This is a genomic window from Streptosporangium sp. G11 (genome assembly GCF_051192615.1).
Lineage (GTDB): Bacteria > Actinomycetota > Actinomycetes > Streptosporangiales > Streptosporangiaceae > Streptosporangium.
The window spans coordinates 1-16,490 of record NZ_JBPJUQ010000118.1 but is presented as its reverse complement, the minus strand read 5'-3'; the positions used below and the strand labels follow the sequence as shown (position 1 = coordinate 16,490).

Annotated in this window: 20 protein-coding genes; 4 read left to right on the top strand and 16 right to left on the bottom strand. The window is 65.7% G+C overall.

The window, feature by feature from the left end; genetic code table 11:
• The 3 genes from ACSDR0_RS45790 to ACSDR0_RS45780 form a co-directional block, all read left to right on the top strand.
• Nucleotides 1–1,239 (top strand): hypothetical protein (locus ACSDR0_RS45790; protein WP_435295260.1); only part of this gene is annotated, 1,239 nt, incomplete at its 5' end.
• Between the two features lie 2 nt (nt 1,240–1,241).
• Nucleotides 1,242–1,595 carry an Imm8 family immunity protein gene (locus ACSDR0_RS45785; protein ID WP_435295259.1) on the top strand — a complete coding sequence of 118 codons (354 nt, stop codon included), beginning with the start codon at nt 1,242–1,244 and terminating at the stop codon, nt 1,593–1,595.
• A 396-nt stretch (nt 1,596–1,991) separates the two neighbouring features.
• The gene (locus ACSDR0_RS45780) at nt 1,992–3,230 is read left to right on the top strand and encodes a pentapeptide repeat-containing protein (RefSeq protein ID WP_435295258.1); all 1,239 of its coding nucleotides are present in this window, start codon (nt 1,992–1,994) and stop codon (nt 3,228–3,230) included.
• A gap of 370 nt (nt 3,231–3,600) precedes the next feature.
• Here ACSDR0_RS45780 and ACSDR0_RS45775 read toward each other — a convergent pair whose 3' ends face one another.
• The 10 genes from ACSDR0_RS45775 to ACSDR0_RS45730 all read right to left on the bottom strand — a co-directional run bounded on the left by ACSDR0_RS45775 (nt 3,601) and on the right by ACSDR0_RS45730 (nt 10,550).
• Complete coding sequence (locus ACSDR0_RS45775) at nt 3,601–4,272, bottom strand: hypothetical protein (RefSeq protein WP_435295257.1); 672 nt, start codon at nt 4,270–4,272, stop codon at nt 3,601–3,603.
• Entirely contained in the window at nt 4,197–4,907 is a 711-nt protein-coding gene (locus ACSDR0_RS45770) for a hypothetical protein (RefSeq protein ID WP_435295256.1), read from the bottom strand. The genes ACSDR0_RS45775 and ACSDR0_RS45770 overlap by 76 nt, the downstream gene beginning before the upstream one ends.
• 15 nt (nt 4,908–4,922) lie before the next feature.
• Entirely contained in the window at nt 4,923–5,834 is a 912-nt protein-coding gene (locus tag ACSDR0_RS45765; protein ID WP_435295255.1) for a hypothetical protein, read from the bottom strand.
• Nucleotides 5,835–5,993: 159 nt separating this feature from the next.
• Nucleotides 5,994–7,151, bottom strand: a complete 1,158-nt coding sequence (locus tag ACSDR0_RS45760) for a hypothetical protein (RefSeq protein ID WP_435295254.1) — start codon at nt 7,149–7,151, stop codon at nt 5,994–5,996.
• A 138-nt stretch (nt 7,152–7,289) separates the two neighbouring features.
• A complete protein-coding gene (locus tag ACSDR0_RS45755; protein WP_435295253.1) occupies nt 7,290–7,904 on the bottom strand; it encodes a hypothetical protein in 615 nt (204 codons plus the stop codon).
• A gap of 23 nt (nt 7,905–7,927) precedes the next feature.
• Nucleotides 7,928–8,077 carry a hypothetical protein gene (locus ACSDR0_RS45750; RefSeq protein WP_435295252.1) on the bottom strand — a complete coding sequence of 50 codons (150 nt, stop codon included), beginning with the start codon at nt 8,075–8,077 and terminating at the stop codon, nt 7,928–7,930.
• Between the two features lie 25 nt (nt 8,078–8,102).
• Nucleotides 8,103–8,312 (bottom strand): hypothetical protein, encoded by a 210-nt coding sequence (locus ACSDR0_RS45745; RefSeq protein WP_435295251.1) that lies wholly within the window; start codon nt 8,310–8,312, stop codon nt 8,103–8,105.
• Between the two features lie 108 nt (nt 8,313–8,420).
• A complete protein-coding gene (locus tag ACSDR0_RS45740) occupies nt 8,421–8,942 on the bottom strand; it encodes a hypothetical protein (protein WP_435295250.1) in 522 nt (173 codons plus the stop codon).
• 232 nt (nt 8,943–9,174) lie between these two features.
• Nucleotides 9,175–9,489 carry a helix-turn-helix domain-containing protein gene (locus ACSDR0_RS45735; RefSeq protein WP_435295249.1) on the bottom strand — a complete coding sequence of 105 codons (315 nt, stop codon included), beginning with the start codon at nt 9,487–9,489 and terminating at the stop codon, nt 9,175–9,177.
• Nucleotides 9,486–10,550, bottom strand: coding sequence for a tyrosine-type recombinase/integrase (locus ACSDR0_RS45730; RefSeq protein WP_435295248.1), 1,065 nt, complete (start codon nt 10,548–10,550; stop codon nt 9,486–9,488). The genes ACSDR0_RS45735 and ACSDR0_RS45730 overlap by 4 nt, the downstream gene beginning before the upstream one ends.
• Nucleotides 10,551–10,610: 60 nt before the next feature.
• Between ACSDR0_RS45730 and ACSDR0_RS45725 the strand changes: the two genes are divergently transcribed.
• Nucleotides 10,611–10,835: an ATP-binding protein gene (locus tag ACSDR0_RS45725; RefSeq protein ID WP_435295247.1), complete on the top strand. Its 225-nt coding sequence runs from the start codon at nt 10,611–10,613 to the stop codon at nt 10,833–10,835.
• A gap of 101 nt (nt 10,836–10,936) precedes the next feature.
• Here ACSDR0_RS45725 and ACSDR0_RS45720 read toward each other — a convergent pair whose 3' ends face one another.
• The 6 genes from ACSDR0_RS45720 to ACSDR0_RS45695 form a co-directional block, all read right to left on the bottom strand.
• A complete protein-coding gene (locus ACSDR0_RS45720) occupies nt 10,937–11,359 on the bottom strand; it encodes a DUF6924 domain-containing protein (RefSeq protein WP_435295246.1) in 423 nt (140 codons plus the stop codon).
• A gap of 114 nt (nt 11,360–11,473) precedes the next feature.
• The gene (locus tag ACSDR0_RS45715; protein WP_435295245.1) at nt 11,474–12,217 is read right to left on the bottom strand and encodes a DUF6461 domain-containing protein; all 744 of its coding nucleotides are present in this window, start codon (nt 12,215–12,217) and stop codon (nt 11,474–11,476) included.
• Nucleotides 12,218–12,492: 275 nt separating this feature from the next.
• The gene (locus ACSDR0_RS45710; protein WP_435295244.1) at nt 12,493–12,975 is read right to left on the bottom strand and encodes a class I SAM-dependent methyltransferase; all 483 of its coding nucleotides are present in this window, start codon (nt 12,973–12,975) and stop codon (nt 12,493–12,495) included.
• 131 nt (nt 12,976–13,106) lie between these two features.
• Entirely contained in the window at nt 13,107–15,023 is a 1,917-nt protein-coding gene (locus ACSDR0_RS45705; protein WP_435295243.1) for an ATP-binding cassette domain-containing protein, read from the bottom strand.
• 175 nt (nt 15,024–15,198) lie between these two features.
• Nucleotides 15,199–16,161 carry a UDP-glucuronic acid decarboxylase family protein gene (locus tag ACSDR0_RS45700; RefSeq protein ID WP_435295242.1) on the bottom strand — a complete coding sequence of 321 codons (963 nt, stop codon included), beginning with the start codon at nt 16,159–16,161 and terminating at the stop codon, nt 15,199–15,201.
• Nucleotides 16,158–16,490, bottom strand: a 333-nt coding sequence (locus tag ACSDR0_RS45695) for a hypothetical protein (RefSeq protein WP_435295241.1), incomplete at its 5' end; no start/stop codon positions are given. The genes ACSDR0_RS45700 and ACSDR0_RS45695, both read right to left, overlap by 4 nt.

Genomic DNA, 16,490 nt, shown 5'->3' with positions numbered 1-16,490 from the left:
ACCTTCACCTCCCGCGACACCGCCACCCTCAACCCCGACCCATCGGTGCAGGCCAACCGCTACACCTACGCCAACGCCAGCCCTCTCACCCACACCGACCCCACCGGCCACGCCTCAATCGTGATCAACAATCCCATACCGTCACCACCCCCGAAGGGCGACCCGTCCGCGACGCCGTACTACTCCTGGCCCGATCAGCCGGGCGGCCTTTACCCCCAGTTCAACGAGGGCGAGGAGATGTGGTGGGAGGAGCGCTACGGAGACTACGCGCTGCGACCACAGATCACGGACGAAGAAGCCAAGAAGTGGGGCATCATGCCCACCGGCAGGCCCATGCCAAAGGACATGGAAGAAGAATTCTGGAGTGCGAGCGAGGGCGCGCGTAAAGAATTCCTGGTGCTGTACAACGTCATGCAGATGTACAACACAGAAGTCACCGACAACTTCATAGTTGTTCAATGGATGCGGCTCAACCCACCGACAAACTCACCGATGGCTGCGTCCACCCCAGCGCCAGGTGCTATTGATCAGTGGGAAAGCTGCGCCATGAAGATCTCTAAGAAGAAATGCGACGCTTGGCGTAAAGCTGCGGAAACAGTGGTTGCAGCGGATTATTTCAGCAAAAACTGTCTAACCTCAGGGCAACTCGAAACGACTTACGAAACATGCGCCAAACTTCTCCCCAAGCTCGGAATCACGACGGAATATTGGTCCAACAAGATAGTTGATAAATTTAAAAGTACCGCCCTCTTTAAGGTTTTAGATATTTTCGTCGGCGATGCCGTTGCGTGTCGTGATGGAGATATAGCCTCGTGCATACTCATGGCATCCGACCTGGCAGGCGGGGCTGCCGTTAAAGGCGTTAAAGCCCTAGGGGCCGTGGCAAGCAGAGTCGGCAGTATTTTAGGCGCCGCCACAGCCACATGTCGAAGAGGCGGTTGCGATTGGGCGAAAATCAGTGGAATCCTGCGTGATGCATCAAAGGGAAAGGGAAACTTTGGCTTAGGAACAGGAACGATCGCCGAAGCCAATCAGGCTGGAGCATCCTGGGTTGGCGATGGATACAAGGTCGTCCACAAAAAGAATGGTGATACACTATGGATTAGCGCTGACGGCCGACGACAATATCGCCTGCCAAGCTATAAGCCGAATTGGGGAAATTATCAAGCTAATTTCGAGTGGCGTCCCGGGACGAGCGGACAGTGGCAAGGGAATGGGCACCTACATATTAAGGAGTAGTCATGAGGGCCGAAGTAAAGGGCTTCCACAGTCCAGACCTGGATTGGCTTTCGGAATTTCCTGAAGATCCAAACGATTTTGGAATTCTTCTACAAGTTTTCGTCGGTCCAGCCAGCAAGGAGGGCAGCGAGTCTTTTGACATAATGATTTGCACCCCATCATTTGTTGCCCGCAGGATTGCCGAATCTGGAATTGTTGATGGGCGCCACCATCTACTTGTATCCCATTTCAAAAAAGATGACATTGAATTCTATATCACAAAACGAGTCAATGCCATAGATGAGCCAAGCTGGGTAGAAGTAGCAAACAAACTGAGCCGCTTAGGTCGATGGGAATTCGAAGATTATGACGATTGAGCATTTATCGCATCTCAGAACCCGTCATTAGTCACGTATCGAAGAACAGCACGCCCAGTGCGCCGCCGACGGCATCGACGCCACCAGCGCGCTGGCCCGGTGCAGGCATCGGGGGCGCACTAAGAAACGTGTCACCAGTCCAAAACCAGAGAGATTCCTACGGTGATCTCAAATCATGACTTGGCGCGTCTTTGGCCGGTTGGCCACCATACGTAGGCTGCAATAACAGGTATGCGCCTGCCCTTGTGGTTAGACCGTCGCAGTGCTGCTGAGCCGGACGGTCCGCTGCCCTCACGCGCAGCACCAACACGGCGACGGCTCGTGTGGTGGATCATTGTGACCGTGTTGGCGGTGAGCGCCGCCGTAGGGTTTACCGCGTGGCGGCTATTGTCCGGTTTGCCGCCGTTGAAGCCCGCCCAGGAGGCGACGGCGCGGATCGATGTCATCCGTACCGCGCTCGCAGCCGGTGCCGGCGTGGGCGCCGCGATCACACTGATGCTGGCGTTCCGCCGACAACGACACCACGAGAGCGTCGCTGAGAGCACCGAGCACGACGCCAACGAGCGGCGGGTCACCGAGCTGTACACCAAGGCGGCCGAGCAGCTCGGCAACGACCAGGCCCCGGTCCGGCTGGCCGGGCTGTACGCGCTGGAGCGGCTGGCGCAGCTCACCCCCGACCAGCGCCAAACAATCGTGAATGTGATCTGCGCCTATCTGCGGATGTCCTACACTCCACCCCCGGGGAATCGTCACGACAAGATCCGCGCAGCACAACGCGCCACCCATCGTGGCGGTACGGCACGCTCCAGCGCCGCGCCGGGCGGCAGAGATTCACAGGAAGAACAGCAGGTCAGGATCACCGCCCACCGCATCCTCACCGACCACCTTCGCTACGTCAAAACCCCGCCACCAGGCCGTTGGCCCAAGCGCAGGTGCCGCCAAGCATCTAATCCCAATGCGCGATTTTGGCCCGGCATCCGCCTCGACCTGACGGGCGCCACCCTCCTTGATTTCGACTTCACTGACTGCTGTGCCGCCTCAGCCTTGTTCGGCAGGGCGACCTTCACCGGCAGTGCCGTCTTCAGCGGGGCGGCCTTCACCGGTAGTGCTTGGTTCGACGGAGCGACCTTCACCGGCAGTGCCTGGTTCAACGGAGCAACCTTCACCGGCGACTCCCGGTTCGACGGGGCGACCTTCACCGGCAATGCCGTCTTCAGCGGGGCGGACTTCACCGACAGTGCCTGGTTCAACGGAGCAACCTTCACCGGCGACTCCCGGTTCGACGGGGCGGCTTTCACCGACAGTGCCTGGTTCGAGGAGGCGACCTTCACCCGCGACTCCCGGTTCGACGGAGCGACCTTCACCGGCAATGCCGTCTTCAGCGAGGCGTCCTTCTTCGACGAGGCCGTCTTCGGGGGGGCGACCTTTACCCGTGGCCCCGAGTTCGACGAGGTGTGCGGAGCGGAGAAGGTGGATCTGGAGGGCGCGTTCGTCTCGGGAGAAGTAGAGCCGATGCAGGTGCCGGAGGGGTGGTGGAGGGAGATCGGCCCGGACGGGAGAACGAGGCTCCGGCGTGATGTGCCACCTGCTGCGCCCGGGGACGCGACGGAAGGGGAGCGCGGGGAGGTGGGGTGACATAAGCGGCCTTACCGCGCAGTACGACCTGCGCAAACGCTTTTCACCCGCTATCGCGGCTGCACCGGCCGGACTTGTCCCGCGATGTTTGATGCAGGCCCGGGGGTGGCGAGCCGTAGCCGGAACGGACCCGTTTGGGGCTGGTGACACGTTTCTTAACGGCACCCCGACTTCACCCCGGCCGCCATTCCATCACCCCAGTAACCATTGCTTCACTCAGAGTGAAGCTACTTCAGAGGGTCGTGATCCATCCGGCAAACACAAGAAGACCCAGCTCGCAGGTCAAGTAGGGGAAAGTCCAGGGAGGTTCAGCGAACTCAACTCAAGAACTGTTGCTCACCCGTATTCCGGCCGCCCCGTACTGGGCCCCCTATAGCCCCTTCGCCATCGCCTTGAAGTACTCGGAAGCGCCGTAGTGCGGCAGCGCGGCGATCTCCTTGGCCAGCTCGTTGAGGTCTTCGACGGTGCACGCGCCGTCGGCGTGGGCGAAGTCCGTCACGGCGCGAACGGCGAGCTCGGCGACGTCGGGCGAGGAGACGTTTCTCCAGTAGCCCGCCACCGCAGCCAGTTGCTCGAACCGCTCCTGGCCGACCAGCTTCCGCGGCGCGCGGGAGGACGTCCGCTCGCGCAGGTACAAGGGATAGACGCCGATGAAGGCATGGACCTGGGAGAGGGGGTGAGTCGCCTCAATGTGACGGAACGTGCTGTGGACGATCGCACGCTCGATCGCTGACAGACGCTTCTCCCGCTTCTCGCGATCCAGGAACTCGAAGAACGCGCGGCGGCCCCTCGGCCGGGAACCCGAACCTCGACGACACTGCTCGATCAGGTCGGCCGTGAGCAGATGATGCCGGTAGTGCGCCGCCTCATGGACGCCGGTGGCCAGCACCCCCCGCAGTCGAGAGCCTACGAAGGACTCGATCTTCAGTATCAGCACCACCTTGACGGCCTCGCGGTCGCGTCCGCTCAGCCGGTCCTCGAACTGCGTCTTCGACGCTCCAGCCTCCCCGCGGAAGTTACGGTCGAAGAAGTCGAGCGACAACCGGTCCGGTGCCCGTTCGTCCTTGGACCGCAGAACGGCGATCTCCGCGGGTGGGAGTCGAAGATGATCCTGGCCGCCTCGACGAACGGCTTGCTGATCTCCACGGGTGGCGGCGCGGGGTTGCTCAACGTTCCGACATGCGCGTTCCACCAGGTGTTCCACTTTTCGACGGCGGCCTTCATACTCTGCGCGAGCCGGACGCTCTTCGCCGTCGCCAGGAGCCCGGCGACGGTGTTGGTCTCGACCAGGCATTCGCCGTCGATCCGATCCCGGCGCACGGGGCCGGCAAAGTCGGTGGGAATGATGACCAGCCTGACGAGCTCGAAGGGAAAAACGCCGTTGACCGGCTGGAATCTCGTCTGCCCGTCGAAGGTCACACGCGGGACGTTCGTCTCCATGGCGTGGTAGCGGCCGTCCCGGTCCCGGATCACCGCCGTGATCCGCTTGCTCGACCACCCGAGTGACGCTGCGGCCAGGACGGTGGTCCATCCGTTCCGCCCCGCGATCGTCATGTCGAACGGAATGATCTCCTTGCCGAGGGTGAGGTCGAACTCCAGCCTCCCGGTGACCGGGTCGTCGCCGACGAAGACGAGCGTTCCGAGCCGGGTACCCGACAGGTCCGTGAGCCAACTCACGTCGCAACCTCGATCTCAGCTCGTCCTGATCGTGATCTCGTCGTAGACGAAACCCTCGGTGGGAACCGTGACGTCGAACGTTTGGACCACGGGATACACGCCCTCGGGCGACAGCGGGTTCTCCGGCGCGCCGACGGTGGCGTCGACGGTGACCCAGTCGGGCCCGTCGACTCCCAGACCAGCCTCGTTGGCCCGGCGGCCGTCGATCGCGGCCAGCAGCCCGGACAGGGGTTCCTTCGTCGGGTCGTAGCCGATCTCGCCCTCCACATGGGAGGCGAGCCAGGCGATCGCCTCGCGCTCCCGGCCTGCTCGGATGGGCAGGCAGATGCGGTACCACGGGCTGTTCAGGAACTCGTTCCGCCGGTTGTCGCCGTCGAGCTGGATGCACCAGCCGAGTGATCGGCCCAGCGGCGCGGGCTCGGAATCGGCGGTGATCTCGTAGGCGGGCCGGGGAAAACCGTCACTGTTGGCCGTGAACCGGGGGACCCACCACGACGGATGCATGTACACGAACATCCCATCGATGTCGAAGTACCGGTGGAAGTACTCGATCTCGAGCGGCGTGGGCTCGGACGGATCGTCGCCACGGCCGAAAAGGCTCGACACGAGCCGATTCATCGCCTCGTAGCGCTCTTCGACGCGCAACTCGTTCGCGGGCCGTGGCCGGATCTTGCTCTTCTCGGTGATGATCGCTTTCTGTCGTTCAAACTGCTCGTTCAGGAGCTGTTCGGTGATCGCCGCGACGGCCGCCCTGCGTTCGGTGTCCCACTCCGCCAGTGCCGCGGCGGACGGCTCGTAGGCGTAGGTGTAGGTGAGGGCGACCGCGTCGGAGTCGCCGGGTGCTATCTCCACCTGCGAGCGGGTATCCGGCTTACCGATGGCCTGCGCGATCTCCCGCGCCCGCATGGGCTTCTCAGCTGTGGCCAAAAACGCCACCACCTGCCGCCGGAAGCCCCGCAGGGGCGGCAGGCGTGGCGGCTCGTCAGCGAAATCGCTGCGGACCGAGCCGGACGGCTCCTCGATGACCACGCCGTCGTCTGCGGCCGTGTCGGTTTCGCTTCAGCCGAAGCCGTCTCCGCTGTGGTGTCAGCCCCGCAGCTGCTCGACGGTGATCACTCGGGCGGCCTCCGCCTGGGTCGCCGCGCGGACCTCGACGAAGTCGTTCTCGTTGCGCAGGATGGTGACGATCCCGGTGAGCAGCGTGTTCTGACGGATGCGGTCACGGGCGATGACCTGCCGATCAACCGACAGCACATCGGCATAGGCGTTCTCATCCTTGGCCCACGCCCAGGCCCGGCCACTGAACCCAGGATCGCGCCCGATCAAAACAGTACGCACGCTGGAGGCCGTCAGTTGAAGCGTAGGTGCGCCGCGCGGGTTCAACTCCTTGCCGATGCGCATGCTCACGCGCAACTGCGTGGCGTACTCCTCAAGCTGCGACTGCGACCAGGAGTCAATGTTCTGGGGCAGGTTGCCGAGCATGTCGATGCGCAGGTCGCCCAGCGTCTCCTCGAGGCGCTGGGCGAAGTCGAGCGTTTCCTGAGGGACGAGGAAGCGGCCTGCGGCTTCGCGGCTCGGGACGCGCTCCATGCGGTGCATAGGAGGGGAGGGGCGGATCATCAGGGTCGAGGACTCGGGCTCGGGCAGTGGGTGCAGCGCGGGCCACTGCTCCGGCCGCGGCACGACGGAGCCCGGCTCCAGCGGAAGGATTTCGCGCATCCTGGCGGCGGCCTGTCCCCCCGCCTCCGATTCGGTGCGCAGAGCTGAACCGGCGGCGTCGGCCATCGGCCAGAACCGCAACAGCCACGCCTCCTCGACGGCTTCGGTGACGGTCTCGTCGTAGTCGGCAGGCTGGGTGCGGACGGGGCCGGCATAGGCGCGCAGGCCGTAGGCGAAGAACGGAGGACCCAGCAGCAGCATCTGCCCGGAAGGACTGTGCATGAGGCCGCACAGCTGCACGGTGCCGCCCGGACTCAGGTAGACGACCTGCCCGGCCTCGGCCCAGAGCTCGCCAGGTGCCGGAGGCTCAGCGCCCCAGGCCTCCATCCGCACGTGCGCCCTCCGTGCCCAAGCCTGGCTTTTGATGCCGACCTGCCCCAAGGCGATCCGGTCGGGCTCGGCCAGCAGTGCGCCGGCCTCGGCCTCCGGTTCGGCCTCCTGGCCGAGGCCGGATCCGTCGAACAGATCAAAGCGGCCGTAGGAGATCGGCACCTCGTCCTCGACACCGCGGATCAGCTCGGCCATCCGGTCCCTCCATCGCGATCATCGCTTGTGGGTGGAGACCTTAGCGGCCACAGGCGACATTACGGACTTGCCGTGACCGGGGCCACCAGGATGAAAAGCCTCACCAGATGGCCGGCTACCCCTATCAAGGGCAACGGGTCATTTGTTGATCGCTTCGTAGGCGTCTCCCCATTCGTTGAGCAGGATGAAGCCAGGTAGCGTCACCGTCTCCAGAAGTTGGGTCAGCACGTCCGCCGTCGGCGGAAGATACAGCGCGAGTAACCCGGCCAGCGAGGCGCGGCATGCATCAAGGTCGATGCCGTCGTTGCGATACTCACGCTCCGGGTTCGGGACCATTGATCGCATCGCCTTGAGCCCGCCGGAGGCGGATCCGAGGCAGTCCCTCCAGTACGGGACCCTCACGATCAGCTGGATGGCGACGGTCAAATTACGGCCGATCGGCCCTGCCTGCCCCTCGGAATCGGCATACAGCACGGGCCGTTCTCCTGCCGCCTCCCCGCACAGGAAGAACGTCCCGCCCGCGCCGTCCCCGGCGACCGCCTCAAGGGCCTCACCGGACTCCAATCTCACCACTTCGACGGGATCGGTACGGGAGACGTCGAAATCGAACGGCCATGTCAGCAACTCGGCGGCCGCCGGAGTGCGGTGGATAAGGTCGAGAAAGGGTTCCGGGTGCACCACGGTGAGCACCCTAACAACTCGCTGCTCCTCAACTTCCGGGAAACGATCACTTTCATCCTGGGAAGCGATCAACTGCCCCTTGGTTCGTCAGCAGGTCAAAGCCACTCGTGAACACCCCCCATCACCTGCGGCGCGGTGGTCGTGGCCGCCGGCGCTTGGAGCAGCGCGCTCACCCGCGACCTGGGCTTCTTCCTGCCCGCCGCCCCGCAGGTCACCTCGCGGGTGAGCACCGAACCGCTGGACATTCCCGACACGCTGCGATCGCCGCGCCTACGCCTCCGCGATCGACCGGACCATCGCCGCCATCGGCGGCCGCGACCGGCTCCTGGCCGACGTCGCCGACACCGAGATCGGCAACGCCCTCACCGCCCTGTGGGGAGCGTGCGCACCCGCGACGTGGAACCGCAACCGCGCCGCGGTCTCCTCCTGGCTCACCTGGTGCGCGACCAAGAAGCGGTGGACCGCACCGTTGGTCCCCACAGAAGCCGAACGCCGCCGCGAGAACGTCGACCACACCAAGGCCGTCTCCAAGACCAAGCTGGAACGGCTGCTGTCGCGCCGCGACATCCCGCTGCGCGACAAGACGCTCTACCGGATGCTGTACGAGACCGCCGCCCGCGCGGCCGAGGTCCTGTCCTCCAGGAGGCGGGCGAGGGATCCCATGGAGCGTCCCGGGCGGCGGGCGCGCTCCAGGAGGGCTTGGGGGTGGTTGGGGTGCTCGTCTTCCAGTAGTCGTCCGAGGCTGCTGATCATGGTGCAGGCGCGTCCGACGCTATAGCGGGCGGCCAGCTGCGTGAGGAGGTCGCCGAGCCAGGGCGGCGGCTCGGTCAGGCGGGCGGTGAGGTTGTCGCCGGCGATGAAGGGCCGGTCGGGGTGGCGTTGCCAGCAGGGCGAGCACAGTCCCAGCCCGGCATGACGGCGGACCTGGCCGCATCCGGCGCAGGCCCGTGGCGGCTGTTTGGACTGCCGCGCGCGCGAGCAGTGACCGCACCAGCCGGTGTCCTGGCGCAGATAGCCGGGCCGGTCGCAGCGCGGACACGGGCGCTGGGCGGCCTGCTGACCGGCTTGGCGCCGGCAGTCGCGACACAGGGTTGCCTCTTTGGACCGCACCGGATGCCCGCACCTGGTGCACGCCCGTGAGCAGCGGACGCATACTCCGGTGTCGGCCTGCAGGACGCGCTGTTTGTCGCAGCTCGGACAGGTGTCCTTCGCCGCCTCCTCGGTCAGTCGGCGCTGACAGCGGCTGCAGTGCTGCCGACCGGGATCGCGAAGGCCGATCGGACCACCGCAGCCGGCGCAGTCTCGTTGTCGCTTGCCCATCGCCCACGTTCACCTTCCTCGGTCACACTGGCGGCATCGACCGACCGCCGGAGGAGGCAATCTTCGGCTGGTCGACCGTCGCTCGCGGCGTCGGCGCAGGCCGCTCGACGGGCGTGGTGTCCACCTCGAACAGGTCGTTGGGGGTGCACTCCAGCGCGGTGCACAACGCCGCGAGAGTGGACAGCTTCATCTGGGCGGGTTCCTTGGTGAGCAACACCGACACCGAGGCCGCCGACAGCTCCAATCCGGCCTTTTCGGCCAGCAGCCGTCGCAACTGGGCGCCGGTCCACACTTCACGCTGGGCCGCGGCCATCCGCAGCCTCCACCGAATCTTCATGACGAGGGGTCCTCTCCGGTCAGTTCGCCCAGCGTGCTGGCCACCGCGCGTCGATAGGCGTCCTCGATGAATGTGGCCGAGGGCCGGACATAACGCATGGTCGAGCTGACCGTCCAATGCCCGAGCAGCTGCTGGATGGCGACCAGGTCGACGCCGCGTTCGTAGTTGTGGGTCGCGCACGCTCGGCGCAGCGCATGCGGGCTGAACCGCTCGACGGCCGAACGGCCCTCCAGCTCCATCAGATAGCGCAGCCGGTTGCGGATCGTTCCCGGATGCAGGCTGCCACCGGACTCGTCGGCGAACAGCACCGGCGAGTCGGGGAACTTGCCGCGCACGTCGTCCAGGAACCAGCGCAGCACCAGGTCCAGATGGTCGAGCATCGGCACCCAGCGGGGCCGAGGCCCGGAGGTGCGGGCGCCCTTGCCGAAGCGAACATGCAGCTTGCCGAACGGGCCCCGGCCGAAATGCACATCGGCTCGATCCAGCAGCGCGCACTCCTCCGAACGCAGACCGGCGTGATACAGCGTCCGAAACAGCGCGTAATCCCGCGCCGCGGGCGCGTACTTGCGAGCGGAGGCGATCCGCGTCTTGAGGAAGTCGAAGAACTCCGTCACCCGCTCCGGGGTCGGCGGCGGCAGCTGGGCCGGGGAATCATCGCCGACATGGCGGGAGGCGTTGAACTCATCGACCGGGCAGACCAGACGGACCCCGAACGCGGCCTCGATCTGGGCCGCCTTGCGGGTCTGCAGGAACCGATGGAACCCCTTGAAGATCTGCACGTAATCGCGGCGGGTGGAGGTCGCACGGCCGGCCACCGCCAGGTCCCCGACGATTCGGTCGATGTCTTCAGGGGTCACTTCCCAGGCCAGACGCCCCAGGGCGGTCAGGGTCCGCTCCAGCAGGCCGGTGTCGTTGTCGATCGTCACCGGGCTGAACCCGCGGGCTGTCCACGAGGCCACGAAGGCCTCGACGCACTCGGCCTGGAACTGCCACGGGTCCGTGGTGACCGGCTCCTGCGGGATGCCACCGCCCTGGACGATCTGCAATCGCGACCGCGTCACCGGCACACCTTCCTCACACCTGAAGGATTAAGGCAGCACCTAACATAACGTGTCTACGCCTTGACAATCGGTGAAACGAGGAAGAACGAAAGATCCCAGGCACAAGCCGAGATACCTCAAAACAAACAAGTACGAGCCCCAGATGGCTGGACCCGCACCTTCACCGACCCGCGCCTCTGCGCTGCGATCGTCGACCGGCTTACCTTCGCCGGCAACATCCTCGAGACCGGCACCGACTCCTACCGCCTTGCCCAGACCCGAGCCAGAGCCGAACAAGCCAGCTGACCCGTGCTCGGTACTGGTGGGGTCGCGTATTCAACTGTCGCGAGTTGTCGTTCCCCTGGGCCCTACTGGTGACGTTCCGTGCTCGCCGGAGGCGTGGCGGTTCAGTCGTGGAACCCGCGGAAGACGCCGTCTGCGTCGGCGCTCTCGGCGAACTCGCCGAAGTCCATGTTGCCGATGGAGAGGTTGGCGTGAATCCCGGGGATCTCGGAGGGGATGACGCGCATCTCCCATGTGAATTCCAGCTCGATGACCAGGAACGGCATCTCCTGCGAATCGACGGTGACCTTGTCGGCGATGACGAGGATCGGGCCCTGGCAGCCGTCCGGAAGCAGGGCGAGGATCTGCTGCGCAGTGAAGCCTTGATAGGCGGGGTCCTCGACAACCTTCACCTGGCCCGAGAACTCCTTTGCCCAGCCGTCCTTGTCGATGTCGCCGAGCGAGTTTCGTACGGCCTGCCATCGTTCCTGGTCAGAGAAGTCGGTACGCACCACGAGCAGGGCGTCGACTTTGGGCAACATGTCCATCTGACGATCTTCGAGGCAATGCCAGTGGCTCCGCAAGCTCACCGACGACCCTAATGTCCGTAGTGGCGTTTGGAATAGGCGAGCACACCAATCAGTACCGCAGGCCCATGGGGGTTAAGCAGCGCCGTGATCAGACTCAGGGCCGCCTGCCGCTTTCAGTTGCTCGAGTAAAGCGCCGAGGCTCTTCCCGGGCTGAGGCTCTTGTGACGGTGGCAGGTCGGCGATCGCGCCCACCAGGAACGGTCCGTCCAGCAGATCGGCGGTGAACGTCACGCCGGTGAGGCGGGCCGCCATCGCGAACATCCGCGCGAGGCCGTGCCGGGACAGGTCGTCGTAGTGTTGATCCCAGTCCTCATCTGAGCCCTCCTCCAGAGGCAGGCCGAACTCGCGCATGAGGCCGGCGAGCCGGTCGGTGTCGGCACCGAAGCGATGCTCGGGAGCGGTCGGGTCGAAAGCCGTGATCTCGATGCCGTCGGCGGCGTAGTGGAAGTAGTCGCAGGCGTAGTTATGCCGTAGGACGGACACCACGTCGGTGCCGGCCGACAGCCGCTCCAGTGTGGGGTTGGCCGTCCCCGACCAGCCGTACGGTTCCACCGCCGCGCACCCGTCGCCGGTTGCGACCACTCCGACATACCCCCCTCCGTCACCACCATTGGTCGCCACCGTGAAGTCGGAGACTGCCAGCTTCAGCTCGGTGAAGCTCATCCGCGTGCTCGTACGGGCGCCGAACCGGCGCAGCACCTCGGCCGGGTCGAGCCCACGCAGCAAGGTCACGCAATAGATCTCGCCGAGCGGGTCGCCCCGATCGCCGTACGGCGGTCGCAGCCAGCGGAACGGCGTCAGCGCATCGATGGTCATGTCGCGATCTTGGCAGGCTCTACCGACATAGTCAGGCCCACTTCGCCCTTCCGCGCGCACCTGCTGTCCGAGAGCCCGGCTTGTTGCCGCCGATATCACGGAAAGTCACTACCACGGCCCTCGGCATCGAGAACTCGCAATAGTCGAATAGGTGACTCCACCAGTACCGAGCCCATGACCACACTCACACAGCGTCACAAGAGCCATGTCCCGGACCCACGGGCATGGCTCTCTTTTTCACTAACACTCCAAGGCAGTTGATCAGCAAATGGCTCTCAAACCGACCGACACGTGGCTCTCGGATCCACCTTCATAGCCATGGGGGTGAGGACCCAGCGATACACCGTGGCGGGGGCTTGGCCGGTGATCTGCAGTCGCTGTGGCGACGGCTCAACGGTCTCGGATGGCCCGTCGCCGAGATAGTTCGTGTGCAGCACCGAGGCGGCCAGCAGGCCGCCGGGTCGCAACGCGATGAAGATGCCCGGCAGTAGCAGGTGGGGCGGCGTGTAGCACAGCGCTCCGTGGATGCTGATGATCACATCGTACGGGTCGGCCTGCTGGAGGTAGTCGACGGCATCGGCCCGCACCAGTGTCAGGCCCGGGATCGAGCTGTAGGAGCAAACGGCCCGCTGGTACTGCGCGGGCGAGCTTTCGACGCCGGTGACGTGTGCGTGATGGTGGTGGGCCAGGTGAGCGGCATATCGGCCGGTGCCGCACCCCAGCTCCAGCACCCGGCGGCCTGCCAATGGACCCAGCACCTCCGTTCCGGGCCCCGCAGTGCCAAAACCCCATCGGATAGTGTCCGGGATCGCGAGGGCGGCTGTTGCCTTGCGGAGGCGGTCGCTGCCGTAGTGGTTCCACGCCTGCGTGTTGGCTGCTTGAGGTCCACTCATCGCCTCATGTCCTCCTGGGCGGGGGGATTCGCGCGGTCTTGTTGTAAGAGCCACAGGTCGCGGAACAGGCCGGGCTGGGACGTTAACTCGTCGAATGTTCCTTCGGCGTTGACGCGCCCGTTTTCCAGAACCAGGATGCGGTCGGCGACGATCGTGTTGGCGAGGGTGTGGGTGACCAGCACGATCGCCCGCTGATCGGCGAGCTGGCGCAACCCGGTGAAGATCCGGTGTTCGGCGCGCGCGTCCAGGTCGGAGGTGGGCTCGTCCATCACCAGCAGGCCGGCGTCGCGGTGGATCGCGCGGGCGGCCGCGATGCGCTGCCACTGGCCCGAGGAGAGAGCCTGGCCCCCCCACCATTCCCGAGCAAGAAGTGTGTTCAGGCCGCTGCGTAGCGTTGCGATCACTGCGTCGGCGCCGCTGGCTTCGGCCGCGCGCCGTACGGCGTCATCGGCTTCGGGGCGGGGTTGGCCGAGGTGGATGTTTTCGCGGGCGGTCATCGGCCAGCGGGCGAACTCCTGCGGTACGACCGCGCACTGTCTCCACAGGGCGTGCGGGTTCAGCTCGCGGGTACTGACGCCGTCCCAGGCGACGTCACCGCTGGTGGGCAGGTTCAGGCCGGACAGCAGTTTCAGCAAGGTCGTCTTGCCGGAGCCGTTCTCGCCCACCACGGCGACGATCTCTCCTTTCCGGACGGTGAAGTCCACTTCGCACAAGGTGTCGTGGTCGGCCTCGGGGTAGCGGTAGGTGACGCGGCGCAAGGTCACCTGCCCAGGACGTCCCGGCACGATGTCGCCTCGGTCCAGGCGTTGCCCGGCCGCCTCGGTGATGAAGGACTCCCAGTCGTCCATGTAGCGGCCGGTGCGCATGAGATCGGATCCATATCCGACGATGCCGTGCAGTCCGCCGCCGGCCGAGCGCAGCGCGAAGACCAGGGTGCCGGCCGCGGCCGCGCCGATATACCCGGTAGCGAGCAGATAGATCACTCCGGCCCACATCAGCGCCGAGGCCAGGCCGCTGACAGCGGATCCCACCAGGCTGATCTTGGCGCGTTGCCAGGCAGCTTCGTCGTTGGTGCGGTCCACCCGCGTGCCGCTGGCCCGGTACTTGTCCAGGAGATAGGGGGCCAGGGTGTCGGTGCGGATCTGGTCGGCCTGGTCTTTGTGGGTCAGGTGCCAGCGCAGCATGTTCAGCATGCGGCGATCATGGAAGGTTCTCAGTGTCGCCAGGTAGGCGACTCTCTCGCCGGTGACCGACGCCAGCGCTTGCGGCACTGCGGTCAGCGCGAGCAGCGGGAGAAGGATCGGAGCCAGCGTCGCGATGACCACGGCCGCGGCGCTCAGCGTGGCCAGGCTGGAGACCAGGTTCTGTGACTGGCCGATCATGTCCCGGCTGACCTCGACGCCCCGGTCGGCCTTGTCGTAGCGGTCGTTGAAGCCCGGGTGGTCGTAGGCGGCCATCTCGGCGTTGGTGGCCGCATGGAGCATGCGGTATTCGGCCTCCCGGGAGATCCGCGGCCCCAGCCGGTTCGACAATCCCTGGATCGCGATGCCCAAGATCGCACGCAGAGCGGCCGCCGCGGCCAAGACCAGCACCGAGGGCAGGGCGGCGCGCAGGTGGGTGGGGTCGTGCGCGGATTGGATCAGCGCGCTGAGCGCCGCGGTGGTGGCGAACAGGCCGAGCGCCTCCACCAGGCCCGAGAGCACTTGGCAGGCCAGCAGGGCGATCGTCGAACGCCGGTCCACGGCCCAGGCCAGGGTGAAGGAGCGGCGCACCAGCTGCGGCAGGCGGCTGCTCAAGCTGCGGCCGGTCAGGTGCTGGGCCAGCTCGGCGCTGTCTCCGCCGCTGTAGGTGAACCTCAGCTGTTCGTCGTGCTGTGGGGAGGTGGTGTCGGTGATGGCTGTCTCATCAGCCATGTCAGCGGCTCCTGCTTCAGGATCGGGAGATGCCTGTCGGGGAGGGTGCGGTATTCAGGCCGGTGAAGGGCTCCTCTTCGGATGAGGGGACATCGGGAAGGCCGTGGTGTCCTTCCCGGCAGGATGTGCGGTTTGGGAGAGCAGTCGCATGAATTCGCGGTGCGACTCGCTGAGCTCACGCCTGGGCGCGTTCCAGCGGCCGGATGGCGGCCAGTTCCTTGGAGAACCACGCGATCGTGCGCTTGAGCCCCTCGGACGAGGGCACTTCCGCCCGCCAGTCGAGCCGTTCGGCGGCCAGCGTCGTGTCCGGGCGTCTGACCTTCGGGTCGTCAGTCGGCCGCTCGACGAACGTGATCTCCGACGACGATCCGGTCAGCTCCTTGATCATGGTGGCCAGCTCCAGCATGGTCAGCTCGTCGGGGTTGCCGATGTTGACCGGCCCGGCGAAGCTGCTGCGGGCCATGGCCATGATCCCCAACACGGTGTCGTCCACGTAGCAGATCGAGCGGGTCTGCGAGCCGTCCCCGGTGACGGTGATGGGCTCGCCGGTCAGCGCCTGCCGAATGAACGTCGGGATCGCCCGGCCGTCGAACGGGCGCATGCGCGGGCCGTAGGTGTTGAAGATCCGCACGATCCCCGTGTCGGTGTCACGCGAGTGCCGGTAGGCGGTGGTCAGCGACTCGGCGAAGCGTTTGGCCTCGTCGTACACGCTGCGTGGGCCGACCGGGTTGACGTTGCCCCAGTAAGTCTCGCGCTGCGGATGCTCCAGGGGGTCGCCGTACACCTCGCTCGTCGAGGCCAGGATGAAGCGGGCGCCCTTCTCCCGGGCCAGCCCCAGCGCGTGCAGCGTGCCGACGCCGCCCACCCGCAGGGTCTCGATCGGATAGCGCAGGTAGTCGGCAGGCGAGGCGGCCGAGGCGAAGTGCAGGACGAGGCCCACCTGGCCCGGCACGTGCACGTACCCGGTCAGGTCGCACTCGATGAGCCGGAATTGGGGACGTTCGAGCAGGTGCTCGACGTTGCGCGGCCCGCCGGTGAGGAAGCTGTCCATGCAGATCACCTCCGCACCCTCCTCCAGCAGTCGCTCGCACAGATAGGAACCCAGGAATCCGGCACCCCCGGTGACCAGAGCCCTCATGATGTGACCTCCAAGGCAGCGACGACGACGTCAGAAACCTCGATCGGCAGCAGGCCGGGATCCGGCCGCTCATCTGCCGGCCGGTCCTCATCGAACCTGCCGACGATCTCAATGACGAGGTTGCTGAGGGACGGGTAAGCGGGGTGAGGCCGGTTGACAACCGGAAAGCATCGGGCGGCGGCCGTCGGGGTTGCGCCGTCCATGTCATGTGTGAGAGCGCCGTCGTCGACGGCCAGCTCGCTGGAGGGGGCTGGCGGCGGGTGGGCAGAGCTGGTGCGGCGGCTGTAGAAGCCCAGGTCGGCATCAGTGGATACGCCGAAGTGGCGGCG